Below are 17,637 nucleotides of genomic sequence, written 5' to 3'. Positions count from 1 at the left end.
GATTTTGAAATCGCGACAGGCGATAAAAAAGTGTGATAAAAACAGGAGAGTGAGTTTATCTATACACAACATCTGGTCACCCGATAATGATCCCACAGATTTCCCAGGCACCCGGCCTCGTTCAGCTGGTGCTCAATTTTTTACAGGCGCTGGAGCAGCATGGGTTTACAGGCGACACCGCCACCAGCTATGCCGATCGCCTTACGATGTCCACCGACAACAGTATCTATCAGCTACTTCCGGATGCGGTGCTGTTTCCCCGCTCTACGGCGGATGTCGCCCTGATTGCCCGGCTGGCTGCTGAAGAGCGTTTTACCAGCCTGATCTTTACCCCCAGAGGCGGCGGCACCGGCACCAACGGGCAATCTCTGAATCAGGGGATCGTGGTTGATCTGTCGCGTCATATGAATCGCATTCTTGAGATTAATGTCGAAAAGGGCTGGGTTAAGGTTGAAGCCGGCGTGATCAAAGATCAGCTCAATGCGTTCCTGAAACCTTACGGCTACTTCTTCTCACCTGAACTCTCCACCAGTAACCGGGCTACCCTTGGCGGCATGATTAACACCGATGCTTCAGGGCAGGGGTCGCTGGTGTACGGCAAGACCTCCGATCATGTCACTGGCTTACGTGCCGTGTTGCTCGGCGGCGAAATCCTCGACACCCGCGCTGTTCCCGTCGCGCTGGCAGAAGAGCTGGCGCAGGAGCAGAGCCAGGAAGGGACCATCTATCGTACCGTGCTGGAGCGCTGCCGCGATCGCCATCAGGCTATCAGAGAGACCTTCCCCAGGCTTAACCGTTTCCTGACCGGTTATGATCTGCGGCACGTGGTCAGCGACGATCTGCAGCATATCGACCTGACGCGTATCCTCTGCGGCGCAGAAGGCACGCTTGCCTTTATTGCCGAAGCGCGTCTGAACATTACCCCGATCCCTAAAGTTCGCCGGCTGGTGAACATTAAATATGACTCTTTTGACTCTGCTCTGCGCAGCGCGCCTTTTATGGTGGAAGCGAAAGCGCTGTCGGTGGAAACCGTCGACTCAAAGGTGCTGAACCTGGCGCGGGAGGATATCGTCTGGCATTCAGTCAGGGAACTGATTACTGATGTGCCGGATCGGGAGATGCTGGGGCTGAATATCGTGGAATTTGCCGGAGACGACAAGGCGCTGATCGATGGTCAGATGGAGGCGCTCTGTCAGCGCCTGGACAGCCTGATGAGCAGCGGTGAAGCGGGCATCATCGGCTATCAGCTCTGCGACGATCTCAAGGGGATTGAGCGCATCTACGCTATGCGCAAAAAAGCGGTTGGCCTGCTGGGTAATGCAAAGGGGCTGGCCAAACCGATTCCTTTTGTCGAGGATACCTGTGTGCCGCCCCAGCATCTTGCGGATTACATCGTCGAATTCCGTGCGCTGCTGGATGGCCATAACCTGAGTTATGGCATGTTTGGGCATGTGGATGCTGGCGTGCTGCACGTGCGCCCGGCGCTGGATATGTGCGATCCCCACCAGGAGATGCTGATGAAGCAGATCTCTGACGAAGTGGTGGCGCTGACGGCCCGTTATGGTGGCCTGCTGTGGGGAGAGCACGGCAAAGGATTTCGCGCGGAATACAGCCCGGCTTTTTTCGGGGAAGAACTCTTCAACGATTTGCGCCGCATTAAAGCGGCGTTTGATCCCGCAAACCGTCTTAACCCCGGTAAAATTTGTACGCCATTCGGTGTGGATGAGCCGATGATGCAGGTTGATGCGCAGAAGCGTGGCACCTTTGACCGTCAGATCCCGGTTAACGTCCGTACTGACTGGCGTGGCGCAATGGAATGCAACGGTAACGGCCTCTGCTTCAACTTTGACGTTAAAAGTCCCATGTGCCCGTCGATGAAAATTACCGGCAACCGCATTCACTCGCCCAAAGGACGCGCTACTCTGACCCGTGAATGGCTGCGTCTGCTGGCAGAGCAGGGCGTTGACCCGCTGGTGCTGGAGAGAAGCCTGCCGAAAGCAAAAGTCTCACTGCGTGGCATGATAGAGCGCACCCGCAACAGCTGGTATGCCCGCCGTGGCGAATATGATTTCTCGCATGAGGTAAAAGAGGCGATGTCTGGCTGCCTTGCCTGTAAAGCCTGCTCGACCCAATGCCCAATCAAAATTGATGTGCCCGGCTTCCGTTCACGCTTCCTGCAGCTCTATCACACCCGCTATCTGCGTCCGGCCAGTGACTACCTGGTAGGCAGCGTGGAAAGCTATGCGCCGCTGATGGCGAAGGCACCCGCTTTCTTCAATTTCTTTTTGCGTCAGCCGCTGGTGAGAGAGATGAGTAAACGTCATATCGGCATGGTGGATTTGCCGTTACTCTCTTCGCCTAATCTGAAAAAACAGCTGGCCGGGCAGCCTGCCATGAAAACCACGCTGGAACAGCTGGAGGCGATGAGTCCGGCAGAACGTCAAGGCCATGTGCTGGTGGTACAGGACCCTTTCACCAGCTACTACGAAGCGCAGTTGGTAACCGATTTTGTCCGTCTGATTGAAAAGCTCGGCTACCAGCCGGTGGTGCTGCCTTTCTCTCCCAACGGCAAAGCGCAGCATATAAAAGGCTTCCTGCAGAGTTTTGCCCGCACGGCGAAGAAAACGGCAGATTTCCTTAACCGGGTAGCGCAACTGGAGCTGCCTATGGTTGGCGTGGACCCCGCCCTGGTGCTCTGTTATCGCGAAGAATACAAAGAGATCCTGGCGGGCGAACGCGGGACGTTCCATGTTCAGTTAGTCCATGAGTGGCTGCAACAGGCGCTTCCTTCACAGGAAAAGCGCCCGGCGAGTGGTGAAGCATGGTATCTGTTTGGGCACTGCACGGAAGTGACCGCGCTGCCAACCTCCACCAAACAGTGGGAAAGCATTTTTGCCCGCTTTGGCGCGAAGCTGGAAAACGTCAGCGTGGGGTGCTGCGGTATGGCAGGCACTTATGGTCATGAAAGTAAAAACCTTGCAAACTCACTGGGGATCTATGAGCTCTCCTGGCATCAGGCGCTGCAAAAGCTGCCGCGTCAGCGCTGTCTGGCTACCGGCTACTCCTGCCGCAGCCAGGTGAAACGCGTGGAGGGGAACGGTATGCGTCATCCATTGCAGGCTCTGCTGGAGATAGTGTAATGGTCTGGAAGCGTCAGGTTTCGTTAGAACAACTCAATCAGCGTAGTCAGGGAACGCTGGTGGCGCATCTGGGCATTCTTTTTACCGCGATGGATGAGCAGTCGTTAACGGCCACGCTGCCGGTTGATGGCCGAACCCGGCAGCCATTTGGCCTGCTTCATGGCGGCGCTTCTGCCGCTCTGGCTGAGACGCTGGGTTCAATGGCGGGCTATCTCTGTACGGAAGGGGAGGACTTTATCGTGGGCGTGGAGATCAATGCCAGTCACCTCCGGGCCGTACGCGAAGGGGAGGTAACGGGGGTCTGCCGGGCCCTTCATCTTGGGCGGCGTCATCAGGTCTGGCAGATTGAGATCTTCGACCAGCAGCAGCGCTTATGCTGTACCTCTCGTTTGACCACCGCAGTGATGTCAGGCAAGGGAAAAGAGTGATATACTTCCCGGCCTTTAAAATCGCCTCCGGACGCCTCAGATTATCCAGGAAGCGTGCTTAACGAAGTCGCTCTGGAGCTTTGTCGCTTTATCCCACTCTCCGCAGAGTGCCAGCTGATGGCACAGGCGGGTAAGCGAGTGGCGAGCCAGCTGCCAGGCTTGCATACGGAACAGCCTTTCGCGCTCTGTATTACCCAGCTCCTGAATCAGGCGGTGGTGAAGTTTGCCGAGGGCATGCAGGTAGCTCTGTTCGTCGCCGTTAAGCTGGCAGAGTTCAGCCATATCGAGGCAGGTATCATTAAATTTACGCAGCTGCTCAATCGTGCATTCCGGGCGGTTTAGTTTGGCTTGCGCCATGTAGTAATCAACGGTGATATCGCGGATTGAGAACTTATATTCATCAATTTTGTGTTGTAGCCAGGCGTTTATCGACAGCGTCATGTCAGAACCCACTCGTTAATGATAATCATTATCATAGAGTAACTGGCATAATATTCAACGGCGATGGCAATTATTTTTACCCATAAATGCTGCCTCTCAGAAAAATCGGTAATAACGATAATTGACGCGGCTGAAAGAGGTAAAATGAGTATTATTCCTGTTTAGCATTTTCGCGGTTGGATTTACTGACCTGTTTTCAATGTGTTACCATTTCGTTAAATCGACGCGTGACACAAATCGCATTCCTTCTTACAGGGTCTAAACTCAATACAGAGGGCCGAAAAACCCCGTTTGGCCTTAATCCCTGCAAAACAAGAGGTTGAAGCGATATTCATTATCACTAACATAGGGGTATTAGCCCACAGGGCTATCGACTCACGAGGTAATGTTATGCCATCAGCAACTACGGCTTCTTTTTCTCCCGACGACTATGTCTGGAAAGGACTGACGCTCACTGACAGCGCCGCAAAACAGATCATTGCGCTAGCCGCAAATGACCCTCATGTGAAAGGCCTGAAGCTCGGCGTGAAAACGTCGGGCTGCGCCGGTTTCGGCTACACCATGGATTTGGTGAAAGAGCCCGCCGACGATGATTTGGTCTTCACTAACCAGGGCGCACATCTCTATGTGCCCCTGCAGGCCATGCCTTTCATCGACGGTACTGAAGTGGATTTCGTTCGTGAAGGTCTGAACCAGATTTTCAAATTTAATAATCCTAAAGCTCAACACGCCTGTGGCTGTGGTGAGAGCTTTGGCGTTGAGTAAAATTTATGTCCCGAAACACTGATACATCGGATGATGTGCAGGTCTGGGAAGGAAACCAGAAGTACAAAGAAGGTTTCTTCACTCAGCTGCAGACCGAAGAGTTTGAACACGGCATCAGCGAAGACGTTGTGCGTGCTATCTCTGCCAAACGCAACGAGCCAGAGTGGATGCTTGAATTCCGCCTGAAAGCGTATGCGGCCTGGCTGGAGATGGAAGAGCCGCACTGGCTGAAAGCTAACTATAAATCGCTGAACTACCAGGATTATAGTTACTATTCCGCGCCGTCCTGCGGTAACTGTGATGACAGTTGCGCCTCTGAGCCGGGTGCACAACAAGCTTCGGGATCGACCCCGGCGAACTACCTGACTGAAGAAGTGGAGAACGCCTTCAAACAGCTCGGCGTACCGGTTCGTGAAGGTCAGGAAGTCGCTGTGGATGCCATCTTTGACTCGGTGTCAGTCTCTACTACTTACCGTGGCAAGCTGGCAGAGCAGGGGATCATCTTCTGCTCCTTTGGCGAAGCCATCCACGATCATCCGGAACTGGTTAAACAGTATCTGGGAAGCGTGGTGCCCGCTAACGACAACTTCTTTGCGGCGCTGAACTCTGCTGTGGCCTCTGACGGGACATTTGTCTATATCCCGAAAGGCGTCCGTTGCCCGATGGAGCTTTCTACCTATTTCCGTATTAATGCGGCGAAAACAGGTCAGTTCGAGCGCACCATCCTGATTGCTGATGAAGGCAGCTATGTCAGCTACATCGAAGGCTGTTCTGCTCCGGTACGTGACACCTATCAGCTGCACGCGGCGGTGGTTGAAGTCATCATCCATAAAGATGCGGAAGTGAAGTACTCCACCGTACAGAATTGGTTCTCCGGCGGCGAGTCCGAAGGCGGCATCCTGAACTTCGTGACCAAGCGTGCGCTTTGCGAAGGTGAAAACAGCAAAATGTCCTGGACGCAGTCTGAGACTGGCTCAGCGATCACCTGGAAATACCCAAGCGTGATCCTGCGTGGCGACAACTCGGTGGGTGAATTCTTCTCCGTTGCCCTGACCAGCGGTCATCAGCAGGCGGATACCGGCACCAAGATGATCCACATTGGTAAAAACACCAAGTCGACCATTATCTCCAAAGGGATTTCAGCGGGGAAAAGCCAGAATACCTACCGTGGCTTGGTAAAAATCATGCCTACGGCGACCAACGCCCGAAACTTCACCCAGTGTGACTCGATGCTGATTGGCGCCGACTGCGGCGCGCACACCTTCCCCTACGTGGAGGTGCGCAACAACAGCGCTCAGCTGGAGCATGAAGCAACAACCTCCAGAATTGGTGAAGATCAGATGTTCTACTGCCTGCAGCGTGGGATCAGCGAAGATGATGCTATCTCCATGATTGTGAACGGCTTCTGTAAGGATGTCTTCTCTGAGCTGCCGCTGGAATTTGCGGTGGAAGCGCAGAAACTGCTGGCGATCAGCCTTGAACACAGCGTGGGCTAAGCCCCCGCGCTTACGGTCATTCAGTGCAGTGCCGGACAGCACTGCCAGGGAAACACTATGTTAAGTATCAAAGATTTACAGGTTAGTATTGAAGACAAAGAGATCCTGCGTGGGCTGGATCTTGAGGTAAAAGCGGGTGAAGTTCACGCCATTATGGGGCCGAACGGATCGGGCAAAAGTACGCTGTCCGCCACGCTGGCAGGTCGCGAAGAGTATGAGATCACCGGCGGTTCAGTAAGCTTCAAAGGCAAAGATTTGCTGGAGCTTTCCCCGGAAGATCGCGCGGGGGAAGGGATCTTTATGGCCTTCCAGTACCCGGTAGAGATCCCGGGCGTCAGCAACCAGTTCTTCCTGCAAACGGCCGTTAATTCGGTGCGCAAATACCGTGACCAGGAAGCGCTGGATCGTTTTGATTTTCAGGACTTCATTGAAGACAAAATTCAGCTGCTGAAAATGCCTGAAGATTTGCTGACCCGTTCAGTCAACGTCGGCTTCTCTGGCGGTGAGAAAAAGCGTAACGATATTCTGCAGATGGCGGCATTAGAGCCTGAGCTGTGCATTCTGGATGAAACCGACTCCGGTCTGGATATCGATGCCCTGAAAACGGTTGCAAACGGCGTTAACACGCTGCGTGACGGCAAGCGCGCTTTCATTATCGTTACGCACTATCAGCGCATTCTGGACTACATCAAGCCGGACTTCGTGCACGTGCTCTATCAGGGAAAAATCGTTAAGTCAGGTGACTTCTCGCTGGTGAAACAACTGGAGGAGCAAGGCTATGGCTGGCTTACCGACCAGGAATAGTGATCATGCCCTGCAGCAGTGGCATCACTTGTTTGAAACCCAGGGCGAGAACCGTTCCCTGCAGGCTCAGCAGCACTGGCAGCAGGTGCTGCGTTTAGGGCTGCCGGGGCGTAAGCAGGAAAACTGGAAATATACCCCGCTGGAAGCGCTTTTTGATAACCAGTTCGTGGCGCATAAAGCCGCTTCGGTAACTGCTGAGCAGGTTAAAGCGCTGGCACTGGATATCGACGCGGTCAGACTGGTCTTTGTGGACGGGCGGTTTAACGCTGCGCTGAGCGACAATACGTTTGATCTGTTTGATATTCAGGTTACTCAGGCAGCGCAGCGCCGCGAAAGCAGCGCGCCGGTTCAGCCTGAAGTATTTCTGCATCTGACGGAAAGCCTGGCGGAAGAGGTGACCACGCTGCATCTGGCGCGTGGCAAATCCGCTTCCCGGGCTATCTATATGCTGCACATCAGCAGCAGCGCAGAAGCGGGGATGAATACTTCGCACTATCGTCATCATTTGCAGCTTGATGAAGGGGCAGAGGCGACAGTAATTGAACATTACGTCAGCCTGAACGACGCCAGCCACTTTACCGGTTCTCGCTTCACGGCAACCGTAGGCAACAATGCCCAGCTGAAGCACTACAAGCTGGCATTCGAGCACAACAGCAGCTACCACTTTGCGCATAACGATTTTGTTATCGAACGTGACGCGAATGTGAAAAGCCACAGCTTCCTGCTGGGCGCGGGACTTACCCGTCACAATACCAGCGTTCAGCTTAATGGCGAAGGCACGGATTTGGGCATCAACAGCCTGATGCTGCCGGTTGAGAAAGAAGTGTGCGACAGCCGTACTTACCTTGAGCACAACAAGGGGTATTGTCAGAGCCGTCAGCTGCATAAAACCATCGTCCGTGATAAAGCCCGTGCAGTGTTTAACGGCATGATCAAAGTAGCGAAGCATGCGTTAAAAACCGACGGTCAGATGACCAACAACAATCTGTTGCTGGGTCGTCTTGCGGAAGTGGACACCAAGCCGCAGCTTGAAATCTACGCCGACGACGTGAAGTGCAGCCACGGTGCCACCATTGGCCGCATCGACGATGAGCAGATGTTCTACCTGCGTGCTCGTGGGATTGGCGAAGAGTCTGCCCAGCGCATGATTATCTACGCCTTTGCCGCCGAGCTGACTGAAGCCATCACGGATGAGGTACTGAAAGAAGCGGTGATGCAGCGTATTGCACAGCGCTTTCCCGGAGGCATTAAATGAGTTTTGACCTGACACGCGTCAGGGCTCAATTTCCTGTTCTGGCGCGAGAAGTAAATGGCCAACCGCTGGCCTACCTCGACAGCGCCGCCAGTGCGCAAAAGCCGCAGGCGGTGATTGATGCAGAGAGTCATTTTTATCAGCATGGCTACGCTGCCGTACACCGGGGTATTCATACTCTGAGTGCGGAAGCGACCACCGATATGGAAAACGTGCGGACTCAGGCTGCACGCTTCCTGAATGCGGCATCGCCAGAAGAGATTGTCTTTGTTAAAGGGACTACCGAGGCGATAAACCTGGTGGCCAACAGCTGGGGCGGCAGGCAGCTTCAGGCAGGTGATAATATTATTATCACCGAGATGGAGCATCACGCCAATATTGTCCCCTGGCAGATGGTGGCTGAACGCACCGGTGCGGAAGTCCGCTTTATCCCGCTGACGGAAACTGGCGAACTTGACCTCTCCGTGTTACCTCAGCTTATCGACAGCCGTACCCGTATGCTGGCTCTGACGCAGGTGTCGAATGTGCTTGGCACCATCAACCCGGTGAAAGAGATTATCGCGCAGGCGAAAGCGGCCGGTGTTGCTACGTTGATTGACGGTGCACAGGCCGTGATGCATGAGAAAGTCGATGTCCAGGATCTGGGCTGCGATTTTTATGCCTTCTCGGGCCATAAAATTTATGGCCCCTCCGGCATCGGCATTCTTTATGGTCGTAAAGAGATGCTGGACCAGATGCCTCCGTGGGAAGGGGGCGGGTCGATGATTGCCACCGTCAGCCTGACTGAAGGGACAACGTATGCCGCAGCGCCATGGCGCTTTGAGGCGGGTTCTCCCAATACCGGCAGCATTATCGGTCTGGGCGCTGCACTCAGCTGGGTTTCAGAGCTGGGTCTGGATGTTATCCATGAGCGTGAACAGTCGCTGATGCGTTATACACTCGACAAGCTGGCCTCGGTGCCCGATCTGGTTATTTATGGCCCGAAACAGCGTGCTGGCGTTATCGCCTTCAATCTGGGCAAGCATCACGCCTATGACGTCGGCAGCTTCCTGGATCAGTATGGTATTGCCATTCGCACCGGTAACCACTGCGCTATGCCGTTAATGAACCACTACGGCGTGCCAGCGATGTGCCGTGCCTCCTTTGTTCTGTATAATAGCGAAGAAGAGGCCGACCGCCTGGCGGCGGGTCTGACACGTATACACCGCCTGCTGGGCTGATTTTTGCCTGGCGGCTACCGGAGGCACCAATGGCGTCATTGCCAGAGAAAGAGAAACTGGTGCGTAACTTTACCCGTTGCGCTAACTGGGAAGAGAAGTACCTTTACGTTATTGAACTGGGCGCGATGCTGCCAGAATTGTCTGAATCCCTCCATCAGCCGGAAAATATCATCTCGGGCTGTCAGAGCCAGGTATGGATCCTGATGGATTGTGATGAAGAAGGGCGCGTTATCCTGCGCGGTGACAGCGATGCTGCCATTGTTAAGGGCTTGATTGCCGTGGTTTTTGTTCTTTATCAACGCATGACCCCGGCCGAAATCCTGGCCTTTGATGTGCGTCCGTGGTTTGAACAGCTCGCTTTAACTCAGCACCTTACGCCTTCGCGTTCACAGGGGCTGGAAGCGATGATCCGCGCCATCCGGCAAAAAGCTCAGGTTCTTTCGCAGAACTGAGTTGCTACACTTCCGACAGGCTTCCCGCTTCGCTGGCGGGAAGTTTCATCAGCCTGAACGGGAAATCCGCATGAAACCTCTGTCTACTTTTGCCGCACTTTTCTTTACCATCCTGACCTCCACGCAGTATGCCAGCGCTACGGAGTACCCTCTGCCTGCAGAAAACAGCCGCTTAATTGGTGAGAACACCACTTATACCGTTCCAGCGGATGGGCGATCGCTGGAAGCTGTAGCAGCACACTACAAAATTGGCCTGTTAGGTATGCTGGAAGCTAACCCAGGCACCGATCCCTGGTTACCCAAAGCGGGAACCCAGTTGACTATTCCCACTCAGATGCTGCTACCGGATACAAAAAGGGAAGGGATTGTCGTCAACGTCGCCGAGCTCAGGCTTTACTACTACCCTGCAAATGAGAGCAAGGTCATCGTCTATCCCATCGGGATCGGCCAGCTTGGGGCGAACACGCCAGCCATGGTGACCAGCATCAGCCAGAAAATCCCTAATCCTACCTGGACTCCCACACCGAATATCCGTAAGCGCTATGCCGCTGAAGGCAAGACCTTGCCGGTTACCGTGCCTGCCGGGCCGGATAACCCCATGGGGCTGTATGCCATGCGTCTGGCTTATGGTCAGGGCCATTATCTGATCCACGGCACCAATGCGGATTTTGGCATTGGTATGCGCGTCAGCTCCGGTTGTATTCGCCTGCGGCCTGACGATATCGAGGCGCTGTTCAACAGCGTCCCTAAGGGCACCAGGGTGCAGATTATCAATCAGCCGTTGAAGTATGCTGTAGAGCCAGATGGGAAACGTTATCTCGAAGTTCACCAGCCGCTGTCACACAGTGAAAAGGATGATCCGCAGACCATGCCGATTACGCTGACCACAAACGGCAAAAAGTTTGTGAAGAGCGATAAGAGTGATGCTGAAATGATTAAACAGGTTATTGAGCGCCGTTCTGGCATGCCGGTGATTGTAAGTCAGGGGGAAGTGGTAACCGATCAAAATACATTGCCCGTTAACCTGCAGCAGAGCGATTCTGAAGAGGTTCAGGCATCCTCTGTCAGTGTCACTCAGATAAAAGACGAAAGCCCGCAGAATTGATTGTAAGGCATTATAGCGACATGTCTGAGGAGAAGAGGGGAGAGGAGGATCGGCAGGAAACTACAGACAAAAAAATGGCGCACAATGTGCGCCATTTTCAAACCAGAACTCTTACTTACGGTAAGAGTGAGCCTGGTTGTCCAGACGCTGGTTAGCGCGAGCTGCGTCATCTTTAGCAGCCTGAACGTCAGAACGCATTGCGTTCACGTCGTTGCTCAGCTGGTCAACTTTAGCGTTCAGAGTCTGCACGTCGGTAGACAGCTGATCGATTTTAGCGTTGCTTGAACAGCCAGCCAGCAAAGTTGAACCCAGGATTACCGCGCCCAGTACCAGTTTAGTACGATTCATTATTTATACCCTCTAGATTGAGTTAATCTCCATGTAGCGTTACAAGTATTACACAAAGTTTTTTCTAATGAGAATAAATTTTTGATGAGAAAGTGCTTAATTTTGATCGTTCGCTCAAAGATGCACCGTCTTTCTACTTTTCTACAAAAAAATTAGCGAAAACAGACGACTTTAATTGGACTCATCTTCAGATAATAAAAATTGCATCGTTAAATTCGATTGGAAATTTTAAGACTAGTCTTTACTACAGTTGTAAAAAAAGCGCCTTAGAGGCGCTTTTTCACTACAAGGCGTAATCTTCTATTACAGCACGTGCACAGAGGCGGTATTTGTGGTTCCACTTGGCACTAATGCGCCAGAAACCATAACCACGACATCGCCTTTCTGACCATAGCCGCTGGCTACCGCAGCTTCTTTACCAAGGCGGTAGAAATCGTCAGTAGAAGCGATTTCTTTCACCACAGAGGTAATGATGCCTTTGCTTAACAGCAGCTGACGCGCGGTCTGCTCATTGGTGGTTAAAGCCAGAATCGTGGCGTTAGGGAAGTATTTACGTACTGACTTGGCTGATTTACCGCCTTCAGTCGCCACCACAATCAGTGGAGCTTCCAGATTTTCGGCAGTCTCAACCGCGCCACGACACACCGCTTCGGTGATACGCATTTTACGGTTGTCGTGCTGAGAGTCGATACGGCTCTTCATTACGCGGTCAGTACGCTCGCAGATAGTGGCCATAATGGTCACAGATTCCAGCGGGTATTTCCCTTTGGCGCTCTCACCAGAGAGCATGACCGCATCGGTGCCGTCCAGAATGGCGTTGGCAACGTCGCCCGCTTCTGCACGGGTAGGGCGCGGGTTTTTGATCATGGAATCGAGCATCTGCGTCGCGGTGATCACCACTTTGCGGGCACGGTTACATTTCTTGATCATCATTTTCTGTGCAAAGATCACCTCTTCAACCGGGATCTCCACGCCTAAATCACCACGAGCCACCATGATGCCGTCGGAAGCATCAAGGATTTCGTCGAAGTTGTTCAGGCCTTCCTGGTTTTCGATTTTAGAGATGATCTGAATGTGCTCGCCACCGTGCTGCTTAAGATGCTCACGGATTTCCAGTACGTCAGAACGCTTACGGATAAAGGATGCGGCTACAAAATCCACGCCCTGCTCACAACCAAAGATCAGGTCGCGCTTGTCTTTTTCCGCCAGTGCCGGCAGCTGGATAGAAACGCCAGGCAGGTTAACGCCTTTATTCTCGCCCAGATCGCCGTTATTCAGAACCTTACAAACCACGGTGTTTTCGGTAACTTCGGTCACTTCCATGCCGATCAAACCGTCATCCACCAGCACGGTATTACCCACTTTCAGGTCAGCGGTTAAGCCAGCGTAGGTCACAGCAACGCGTTCAGTATTACCAATGACCGACTGATCGGTAGTAAAGGTAAAGGTCTGACCCGCTTTCAGTGACGCATCGGTGCCGCCTTCCAGCTTCATGGTACGGATTTCAGGGCCTTTAGTATCCAGCAGGATAGCCGCCTGATGTCCGGTTTTGCTCATCACGGCGCGCAGATTCGAGATACGTTTACCGTGCTCTTCGTAATCGCCGTGGGAGAAGTTAAGGCGCATTACGTTCATGCCCGCATCAAGCAGGTTGGTCAACATTTCTTCGGATTCGGTTTTTGGACCGATAGTACAAACAATCTTGGTCTTTTTCATGACGAGTTTTCTATTAAGTTGTGATGGATGAGAAAAGCGAGATCCCGGAGCCTGAGTGAGCGCCGGATAAGAATTCGTGCCTGAGTGGCAAACTACGATACAGAATAAGAATAGGTGAAGGTGGTACAGCGTGCAGGGGAAGTTGAGACGCGGTTTCAGCGCGCGCGCAGAAATGCGTTGCGCAACAAGCTATCGTTTTTGCTAAAGGGTCAACCATACGCTGAAACCATTCAAGTGAAACAACGTTCCGTATTATAGTCGTTAAGTGCGCGAAAACCAATTAAAAAGCAGCAGGCAATGCAGCAAAGGTTGCGGCAGATCAGCTTGTTGCGCATCAGGGGGGAGCAGAGAGTTTTATCTGGAAGCGTGCAGAATGGTGCGTTCTAGAGGACTCGAACCTCCGACCCCCACCATGTCAAGGTGGTGCTCTAACCAACTGAGCTAAGAACGCTTTGATTTTGGTGCGTCCGAGTGGACTCGAACCACCGACCCCCACCATGTCAAGGTGGTGCTCTAACCAACTGAGCTACGGACGCACTGTGGTGCGTTCTAGAGGACTCGAACCTCCGACCCCCACCATGTCAAGGTGGTGCTCTAACCAACTGAGCTAAGAACGCATCTGCTTGCTGTCTTGGTAACAGCGGGGACGAATATTAACGACAGCCTCTACGCCTGGCAAGCGGAAATCTGCATTTTTCTTCCCAACTGCTGCGCAACTGTGCGAAGCGCAGCAATTTTGAACATGGCGTGGTTAAAAAATATCGATAAATTAATGTGCTGCGCGAGCCAGAATTACCTCAGCTGGCTTCTGTTGCAGGCGTCGCATCCGCCAGACCATCATTATTGCCGCAGAGGTCAGGCCGATGATAAAACCGGTCCAGAAACCGGCTGGTCCCATCCCCGGCACCACCCAATCCGTTAGCGCCAGAATGTATCCGCTGGGCAGACCCAATAGCCAGTAGGCAATAAACGTAATAAAGAAAATAGAACGGGTATCTTTGTAGCCGCGCAAAATTCCGCTGCCAATAACCTGTATCGAATCAGAAAACTGATAAATGGCGGCCAGGAACATCAGATGAGAGGCCAGGGCGATCACTTCAGGGTTATCCGTATAGAGATGAGCAATATGTTCCCGGAACGTTACGGTAAAAATCGCGGTCATCATTGCCAGCGATACGCCCACGGCCTGTGCCGTCCAGGCGGAGACGCGTGCTGCTTCAGTAGAACCCTGCCCAAGCCTGTAACCCACGCGGATGGTGGTGGCCACGCCCAGCGAGAGCGGCAAAACAAACATCAACGAGCTGAAGTTCAGCGCAATTTGATGTCCCGCAACCTTCACAATTCCCATTGGAGAAACCAGCAGGGCAACCACGGCAAACAGCGTGACTTCGAAAAAAAGCGCCAGTGCGACGGGCAGACCCAGCTTAAATAAACGCCCCAGAATAGCGCTATCCGGCGGACTGAAACGGCCAGCTACACGAATATCACGCATCGAATGGGCACGGCCTGCCCAATATTTCATGGCAATAAACATCACCCAGTAGACGGAAGCGGTGGCCACACCACAGCCCACGCCGCCCAGTGCAGGCATGCCAAAATGGCCGTAAATAAAGATATAGTTAACCGGGATATTCACCAGCAGGCCGATGAATCCCATCACCATGCCAGGTTTGGTTTTGGAAAGGCCTTCGCACTGATTGCGGGCTACCTGAAAGAAAAGGTAGCCTGGCGCTCCCCACAGCAGCGCATGAAGATACCCTTCGGCAATATCTGCCATATGGGGATCAATATTATGCATAGAGCGGATCAGATAACCGGCGTTGTAGAGCAGCACCATGATGACGACAGAAACCATCGCCGCCAGCCAGTAGGCCTGACGTACCTGGAAAGCTATGCGATCGCGTCGACCGGAGCCATTATACTGCGCAACCACCGGAGTAAGTGACAATATCAGACCATGACCGAAGAGAATGGCAGGCAACCAGACTGAGGTGCCAACGGCAACGGCGGCCATGTCCGTGGCGCTGACTGCGCCGGCCATAATGGTATCGACAAATCCCATAGCGGTCTGCGCAACCTGCGCAAGGATCACCGGGATTGCCAGCGCTAATAATTGACGCGCTTCTGTAAAGTACTTCTGCACACATACACCTATTGGTTAACAAAACAAAGAGACTGCGAAAGTAAAAAACGCTATTTCTGCGATATAAAAGCAGGGATGGTCGCACAGTGTAATGTTCGCAGAGAAAATAGCCAACTTCCGCGTTAAGAATAGCTCGTTATGTCACGAGATCTTCGGGATGCCATTTGGTTTTATTCGGTGACCAGGGCAAACTAGAGCCAGAATCTTTTAAAGAGGCCACAACTATGTTTACCGGTATTGTGCAGGGCACCGCTGAGGTGCTGGCAATTGAAGAGAAACCTAATTTTCGTACCCATATTGTTAAATTGCCGGCGGAAATGCTGCCTGGTCTGGAATTAGGCGCTTCTGTCTCTCACAACGGTTGCTGCCTGACGGTGACAGAAGTGCAGGGCGATCGGGTAAGCTTTGATCTGGTGAAAGAGACGCTGCGGATTACCAATCTGGGTGACCTGAAAGTGGGGGATACCCTGAACGTTGAGCGTGCGGCGAAATTCAGCGATGAGATTGGCGGTCACTTAATGTCCGGCCATATTATGACCACGGCTGAAATCAGTAAAATAGTGACTTCAGAAAATAACCGGGAAATATGGTTCCGGCCGCAGGATGCTATGCAGATGAAATACATTCTGCATAAAGGCTTTATTGGCATTGATGGCATCAGCCTGACGGTGGGTGAAGTCACCAAAACTAAATTCTGTGTTCATCTTATTCCAGAGACGCTGGCCAGAACCACGTTGGGCACAAAACGCCTGGGCGATCGCGTTAATATTGAGATCGATCCCCATACTCAGGCGATAGTCGAAACTGTCGAGCGGGTGCTGGCTCAGCGGGAAGCCGCTTTACTCGCAGCGGCTGCTTCAGAGCAATAGATAAAAAAAAGGCCGACAGCATTAGTCGGCCCTTCTGGTCTCTCATCCCATCAGTGCGGAACGCGTAACCCCCCTTCTACGCCGTGAGTGAAGACCACCTGCCAGAGCTGAATGTCGCGCGCGCGGAAGGCGCCAGCACAGGCATTGAGATAATAAACAAACATCCGCTTAAAGCGCTCGCCATATTTTTCTGCCAGTTCCGGCCAGGCGGCCAGAAAACGCTGATGCCAGGCCATTAACGTGGTGTCGTAATCCTGGCCGAAGTTATGCCAGTCTTCCATAACGAAATAGGGTTCCTGGGCATCGGCAATATGACGCACAGAGGGCAGGCAGCCGTTGGGGAAAATATATTTATTGATCCATGGATCCACTTTTTCATCGGTAGTGTTGGCACCGATGGTGTGGAGCAGGAAAATACCGTCAGGCTTCAGATTACGGTTGACCACCTCGAAATAGGTTGCGTAATTCTTTGGCCCTACATGTTCAAACATGCCAACAGAGACAATACGGTCATACTGTTGATTGAGATCGCGATAGTCCTGCAGCAGAATAGTGACATCCAGCCCTTCACAACGCTGTTGGGCCAGTTTTTGCTGTTCGGCGGAAATAGTCACGCCGAATACGCTCACGCCATAATTTCTGGCCGCAAACTCCGCCAGGCCGCCCCAGCCGCAACCAATATCCAGCAGCGACATCCCCGGCTCCAGCTTCAGCTTATCGCAGATCATTTTTAATTTAGCTTGCTGCGCCTGTTCAAGCGTTTGCGCTTCTTTCCAGTAGCCACAGGAATATTGCATATAAGGATCGAGCATCAGCGAGAAAAGGTCATTACCGAGATCGTAATGCTCTTTGCCCACAATCCAGGCACGCTTACGTGACTGCAGATTGGTTAATCTGGCCGCAGCGACCCTCAGCGTATCTTTAAAGTGGTGGGGGAGCTGTTGATCGAGTTTAGCCAGCAGGACGCGGTGAAAGAACATATCAAGCCGTTCGCATTCCCACCAGCCATCCATATAACTTTCACCCAGACCCAGTGACCCTTCCTGTAACACGCGCTTGAAGAAGTCAGCGTTGGTTATCTTAATATCCCAGGGACGGGTACCGTTGATCTCAATATCAGCGTTGCGCAACATTTCCTGGATGATTCGGTACCACTGATTCTCTCCAAGGCTCACTTCTTCTATACACGATGAACTCATAGCTTCTCCATCACCCTGTGTGATTGAAACCTGAGAAAAAGAATAGACAATTTCTACAGGATTTGAGAATACGCACGGCATAACCGTACGCCTGATCCGGCGTTACAGAGGATTGATATGAATACCTGCAGAGTTGCGCAACGAAAGCCACGCGGAATAGCATGCTGACAGCCCTGTCAGGACTCAAAAAAAATGCAAAAATCTTGTTATTATTTGTTGCCTGACATGAGTATATGCTCACGTCAGGCACAATTCAACG

At 52.6% G+C, this 17,637-nt stretch carries 15 protein-coding genes and 3 tRNA genes; 10 read left to right on the top strand and 8 right to left on the bottom strand.

The genetic code is table 11. The annotated features are described in order from the left end of the window. The first annotated feature begins 86 nt into the window (after window positions 1-86). Both SD961_RS19865 and SD961_RS19860 read left to right on the top strand, forming a co-directional pair. Window positions 87-3,140, top strand: a complete 3,054-nt coding sequence (locus SD961_RS19865; protein WP_318792060.1) for an FAD-binding and (Fe-S)-binding domain-containing protein — start codon at window positions 87-89, stop codon at window positions 3,138-3,140. Beyond that, window positions 3,140-3,568 (top strand): hotdog fold thioesterase, encoded by a 429-nt coding sequence (locus SD961_RS19860; protein ID WP_318792059.1) that lies wholly within the window; start codon window positions 3,140-3,142, stop codon window positions 3,566-3,568. Before SD961_RS19865 ends, SD961_RS19860 begins: the two co-directional genes overlap by 1 nt. A gap of 36 nt (window positions 3,569-3,604) precedes the next feature. Here SD961_RS19860 and SD961_RS19855 read toward each other — a convergent pair whose 3' ends face one another. Then, window positions 3,605-4,009, bottom strand: a complete 405-nt coding sequence (locus tag SD961_RS19855) for a hypothetical protein (RefSeq protein ID WP_318792058.1) — start codon at window positions 4,007-4,009, stop codon at window positions 3,605-3,607. A gap of 390 nt (window positions 4,010-4,399) precedes the next feature. Between SD961_RS19855 and sufA the strand changes: the two genes are divergently transcribed. The 7 genes from sufA (at window position 4,400) to SD961_RS19820 (ending at window position 11,103) form a co-directional block, all read left to right on the top strand. Then, window positions 4,400-4,774 (top strand): Fe-S cluster assembly scaffold SufA, encoded by a 375-nt coding sequence (gene sufA / locus SD961_RS19850; protein ID WP_318792057.1) that lies wholly within the window; start codon window positions 4,400-4,402, stop codon window positions 4,772-4,774. A gap of 5 nt (window positions 4,775-4,779) precedes the next feature. Then, the gene (gene sufB, locus SD961_RS19845) at window positions 4,780-6,270 is read left to right on the top strand and encodes a Fe-S cluster assembly protein SufB (protein ID WP_318792055.1); all 1,491 of its coding nucleotides are present in this window, start codon (window positions 4,780-4,782) and stop codon (window positions 6,268-6,270) included. A 57-nt stretch (window positions 6,271-6,327) separates the two neighbouring features. Next, on the top strand, window positions 6,328-7,074 hold the full coding sequence (gene sufC / locus SD961_RS19840; protein ID WP_265910281.1) for a Fe-S cluster assembly ATPase SufC: 747 nt from the start codon (window positions 6,328-6,330) through the stop codon (window positions 7,072-7,074). Further along, complete coding sequence (sufD, locus tag SD961_RS19835; protein ID WP_318792054.1) at window positions 7,049-8,329, top strand: Fe-S cluster assembly protein SufD; 1,281 nt, start codon at window positions 7,049-7,051, stop codon at window positions 8,327-8,329. Before sufC ends, sufD begins: the two co-directional genes overlap by 26 nt. Then, complete coding sequence (sufS, locus tag SD961_RS19830) at window positions 8,326-9,546, top strand: cysteine desulfurase SufS (protein ID WP_318792053.1); 1,221 nt, start codon at window positions 8,326-8,328, stop codon at window positions 9,544-9,546. The genes sufD and sufS overlap by 4 nt, the downstream gene beginning before the upstream one ends. A 29-nt stretch (window positions 9,547-9,575) precedes the next feature. Continuing rightward, the gene (sufE, locus tag SD961_RS19825; protein WP_318792052.1) at window positions 9,576-9,998 is read left to right on the top strand and encodes a cysteine desulfuration protein SufE; all 423 of its coding nucleotides are present in this window, start codon (window positions 9,576-9,578) and stop codon (window positions 9,996-9,998) included. A 70-nt stretch (window positions 9,999-10,068) separates the two neighbouring features. Further along, entirely contained in the window at window positions 10,069-11,103 is a 1,035-nt protein-coding gene (locus SD961_RS19820) for a L,D-transpeptidase family protein (protein WP_318792051.1), read from the top strand. Window positions 11,104-11,214: 111 nt separating this feature from the next. Here the strand turns inward: SD961_RS19820 and SD961_RS19815 are convergent, their stop codons facing one another. The 6 genes from SD961_RS19815 to SD961_RS19790 form a co-directional block, all read right to left on the bottom strand. Continuing rightward, complete coding sequence (locus tag SD961_RS19815) at window positions 11,215-11,451, bottom strand: major outer membrane lipoprotein (RefSeq protein WP_013201929.1); 237 nt, start codon at window positions 11,449-11,451, stop codon at window positions 11,215-11,217. Between the two features lie 303 nt (window positions 11,452-11,754). Continuing rightward, a complete protein-coding gene (gene pykF / locus SD961_RS19810) occupies window positions 11,755-13,167 on the bottom strand; it encodes a pyruvate kinase PykF (RefSeq protein ID WP_318792050.1) in 1,413 nt (470 codons plus the stop codon). Between the two features lie 374 nt (window positions 13,168-13,541). Further along, window positions 13,542-13,618, bottom strand: a tRNA-Val gene (locus tag SD961_RS19805). An 8-nt stretch (window positions 13,619-13,626) separates the two neighbouring features. Beyond that, window positions 13,627-13,703: transfer RNA gene (locus SD961_RS19800), tRNA-Val, on the bottom strand. A gap of 4 nt (window positions 13,704-13,707) precedes the next feature. Next, window positions 13,708-13,784: transfer RNA gene (locus SD961_RS19795), tRNA-Val, on the bottom strand. Window positions 13,785-13,936: 152 nt separating this feature from the next. After that, window positions 13,937-15,310, bottom strand: coding sequence for an MATE family efflux transporter (locus tag SD961_RS19790; RefSeq protein WP_318792048.1), 1,374 nt, complete (start codon window positions 15,308-15,310; stop codon window positions 13,937-13,939). 224 nt (window positions 15,311-15,534) lie between these two features. On the opposite strand from SD961_RS19790, the gene SD961_RS19785 reads away from it, so the two are divergent. Continuing rightward, complete coding sequence (locus tag SD961_RS19785) at window positions 15,535-16,179, top strand: riboflavin synthase subunit alpha (RefSeq protein WP_318792047.1); 645 nt, start codon at window positions 15,535-15,537, stop codon at window positions 16,177-16,179. A gap of 50 nt (window positions 16,180-16,229) precedes the next feature. On the opposite strand, the gene cfa is transcribed toward SD961_RS19785, so the two are convergent. After that, window positions 16,230-17,378 carry a cyclopropane fatty acyl phospholipid synthase gene (cfa, locus tag SD961_RS19780; RefSeq protein WP_318792046.1) on the bottom strand — a complete coding sequence of 383 codons (1,149 nt, stop codon included), beginning with the start codon at window positions 17,376-17,378 and terminating at the stop codon, window positions 16,230-16,232. Window positions 17,379-17,637: the final 259 nt, after the last annotated feature.

The organism is Erwinia sp. MMLR14_017 (assembly GCF_033657285.1).
In the GTDB taxonomy this organism is placed as follows: Bacteria; Pseudomonadota; Gammaproteobacteria; order Enterobacterales; family Enterobacteriaceae; genus Erwinia.
This window is presented reverse-complemented; position numbering and strand designations above follow the sequence as displayed.

Coding starts and splice junctions, on each gene's coding strand:
- SD961_RS19865 (WP_318792060.1), top strand. CDS start 87: ATGATCCCACAGATTTCCCAGGCACCCGGCCTCGTTCAGCTGGTGCTC.
- SD961_RS19860 (WP_318792059.1), top strand. CDS start 3,140: ATGGTCTGGAAGCGTCAGGTTTCGTTAGAACAACTCAATCAGCGTAGT.
- SD961_RS19855 (WP_318792058.1), bottom strand. CDS start 4,009: ATGACGCTGTCGATAAACGCCTGGCTACAACACAAAATTGATGAATAT.
- sufA (WP_318792057.1), top strand. CDS start 4,400: ATGCCATCAGCAACTACGGCTTCTTTTTCTCCCGACGACTATGTCTGG.
- sufB (WP_318792055.1), top strand. CDS start 4,780: ATGTCCCGAAACACTGATACATCGGATGATGTGCAGGTCTGGGAAGGA.
- sufC (WP_265910281.1), top strand. CDS start 6,328: ATGTTAAGTATCAAAGATTTACAGGTTAGTATTGAAGACAAAGAGATC.
- sufD (WP_318792054.1), top strand. CDS start 7,049: ATGGCTGGCTTACCGACCAGGAATAGTGATCATGCCCTGCAGCAGTGG.
- sufS (WP_318792053.1), top strand. CDS start 8,326: ATGAGTTTTGACCTGACACGCGTCAGGGCTCAATTTCCTGTTCTGGCG.
- sufE (WP_318792052.1), top strand. CDS start 9,576: ATGGCGTCATTGCCAGAGAAAGAGAAACTGGTGCGTAACTTTACCCGT.
- SD961_RS19820 (WP_318792051.1), top strand. CDS start 10,069: ATGAAACCTCTGTCTACTTTTGCCGCACTTTTCTTTACCATCCTGACC.
- SD961_RS19815 (WP_013201929.1), bottom strand. CDS start 11,451: ATGAATCGTACTAAACTGGTACTGGGCGCGGTAATCCTGGGTTCAACT.
- pykF (WP_318792050.1), bottom strand. CDS start 13,167: ATGAAAAAGACCAAGATTGTTTGTACTATCGGTCCAAAAACCGAATCC.
- SD961_RS19785 (WP_318792047.1), top strand. CDS start 15,535: ATGTTTACCGGTATTGTGCAGGGCACCGCTGAGGTGCTGGCAATTGAA.
- cfa (WP_318792046.1), bottom strand. CDS start 17,378: ATGAGTTCATCGTGTATAGAAGAAGTGAGCCTTGGAGAGAATCAGTGG.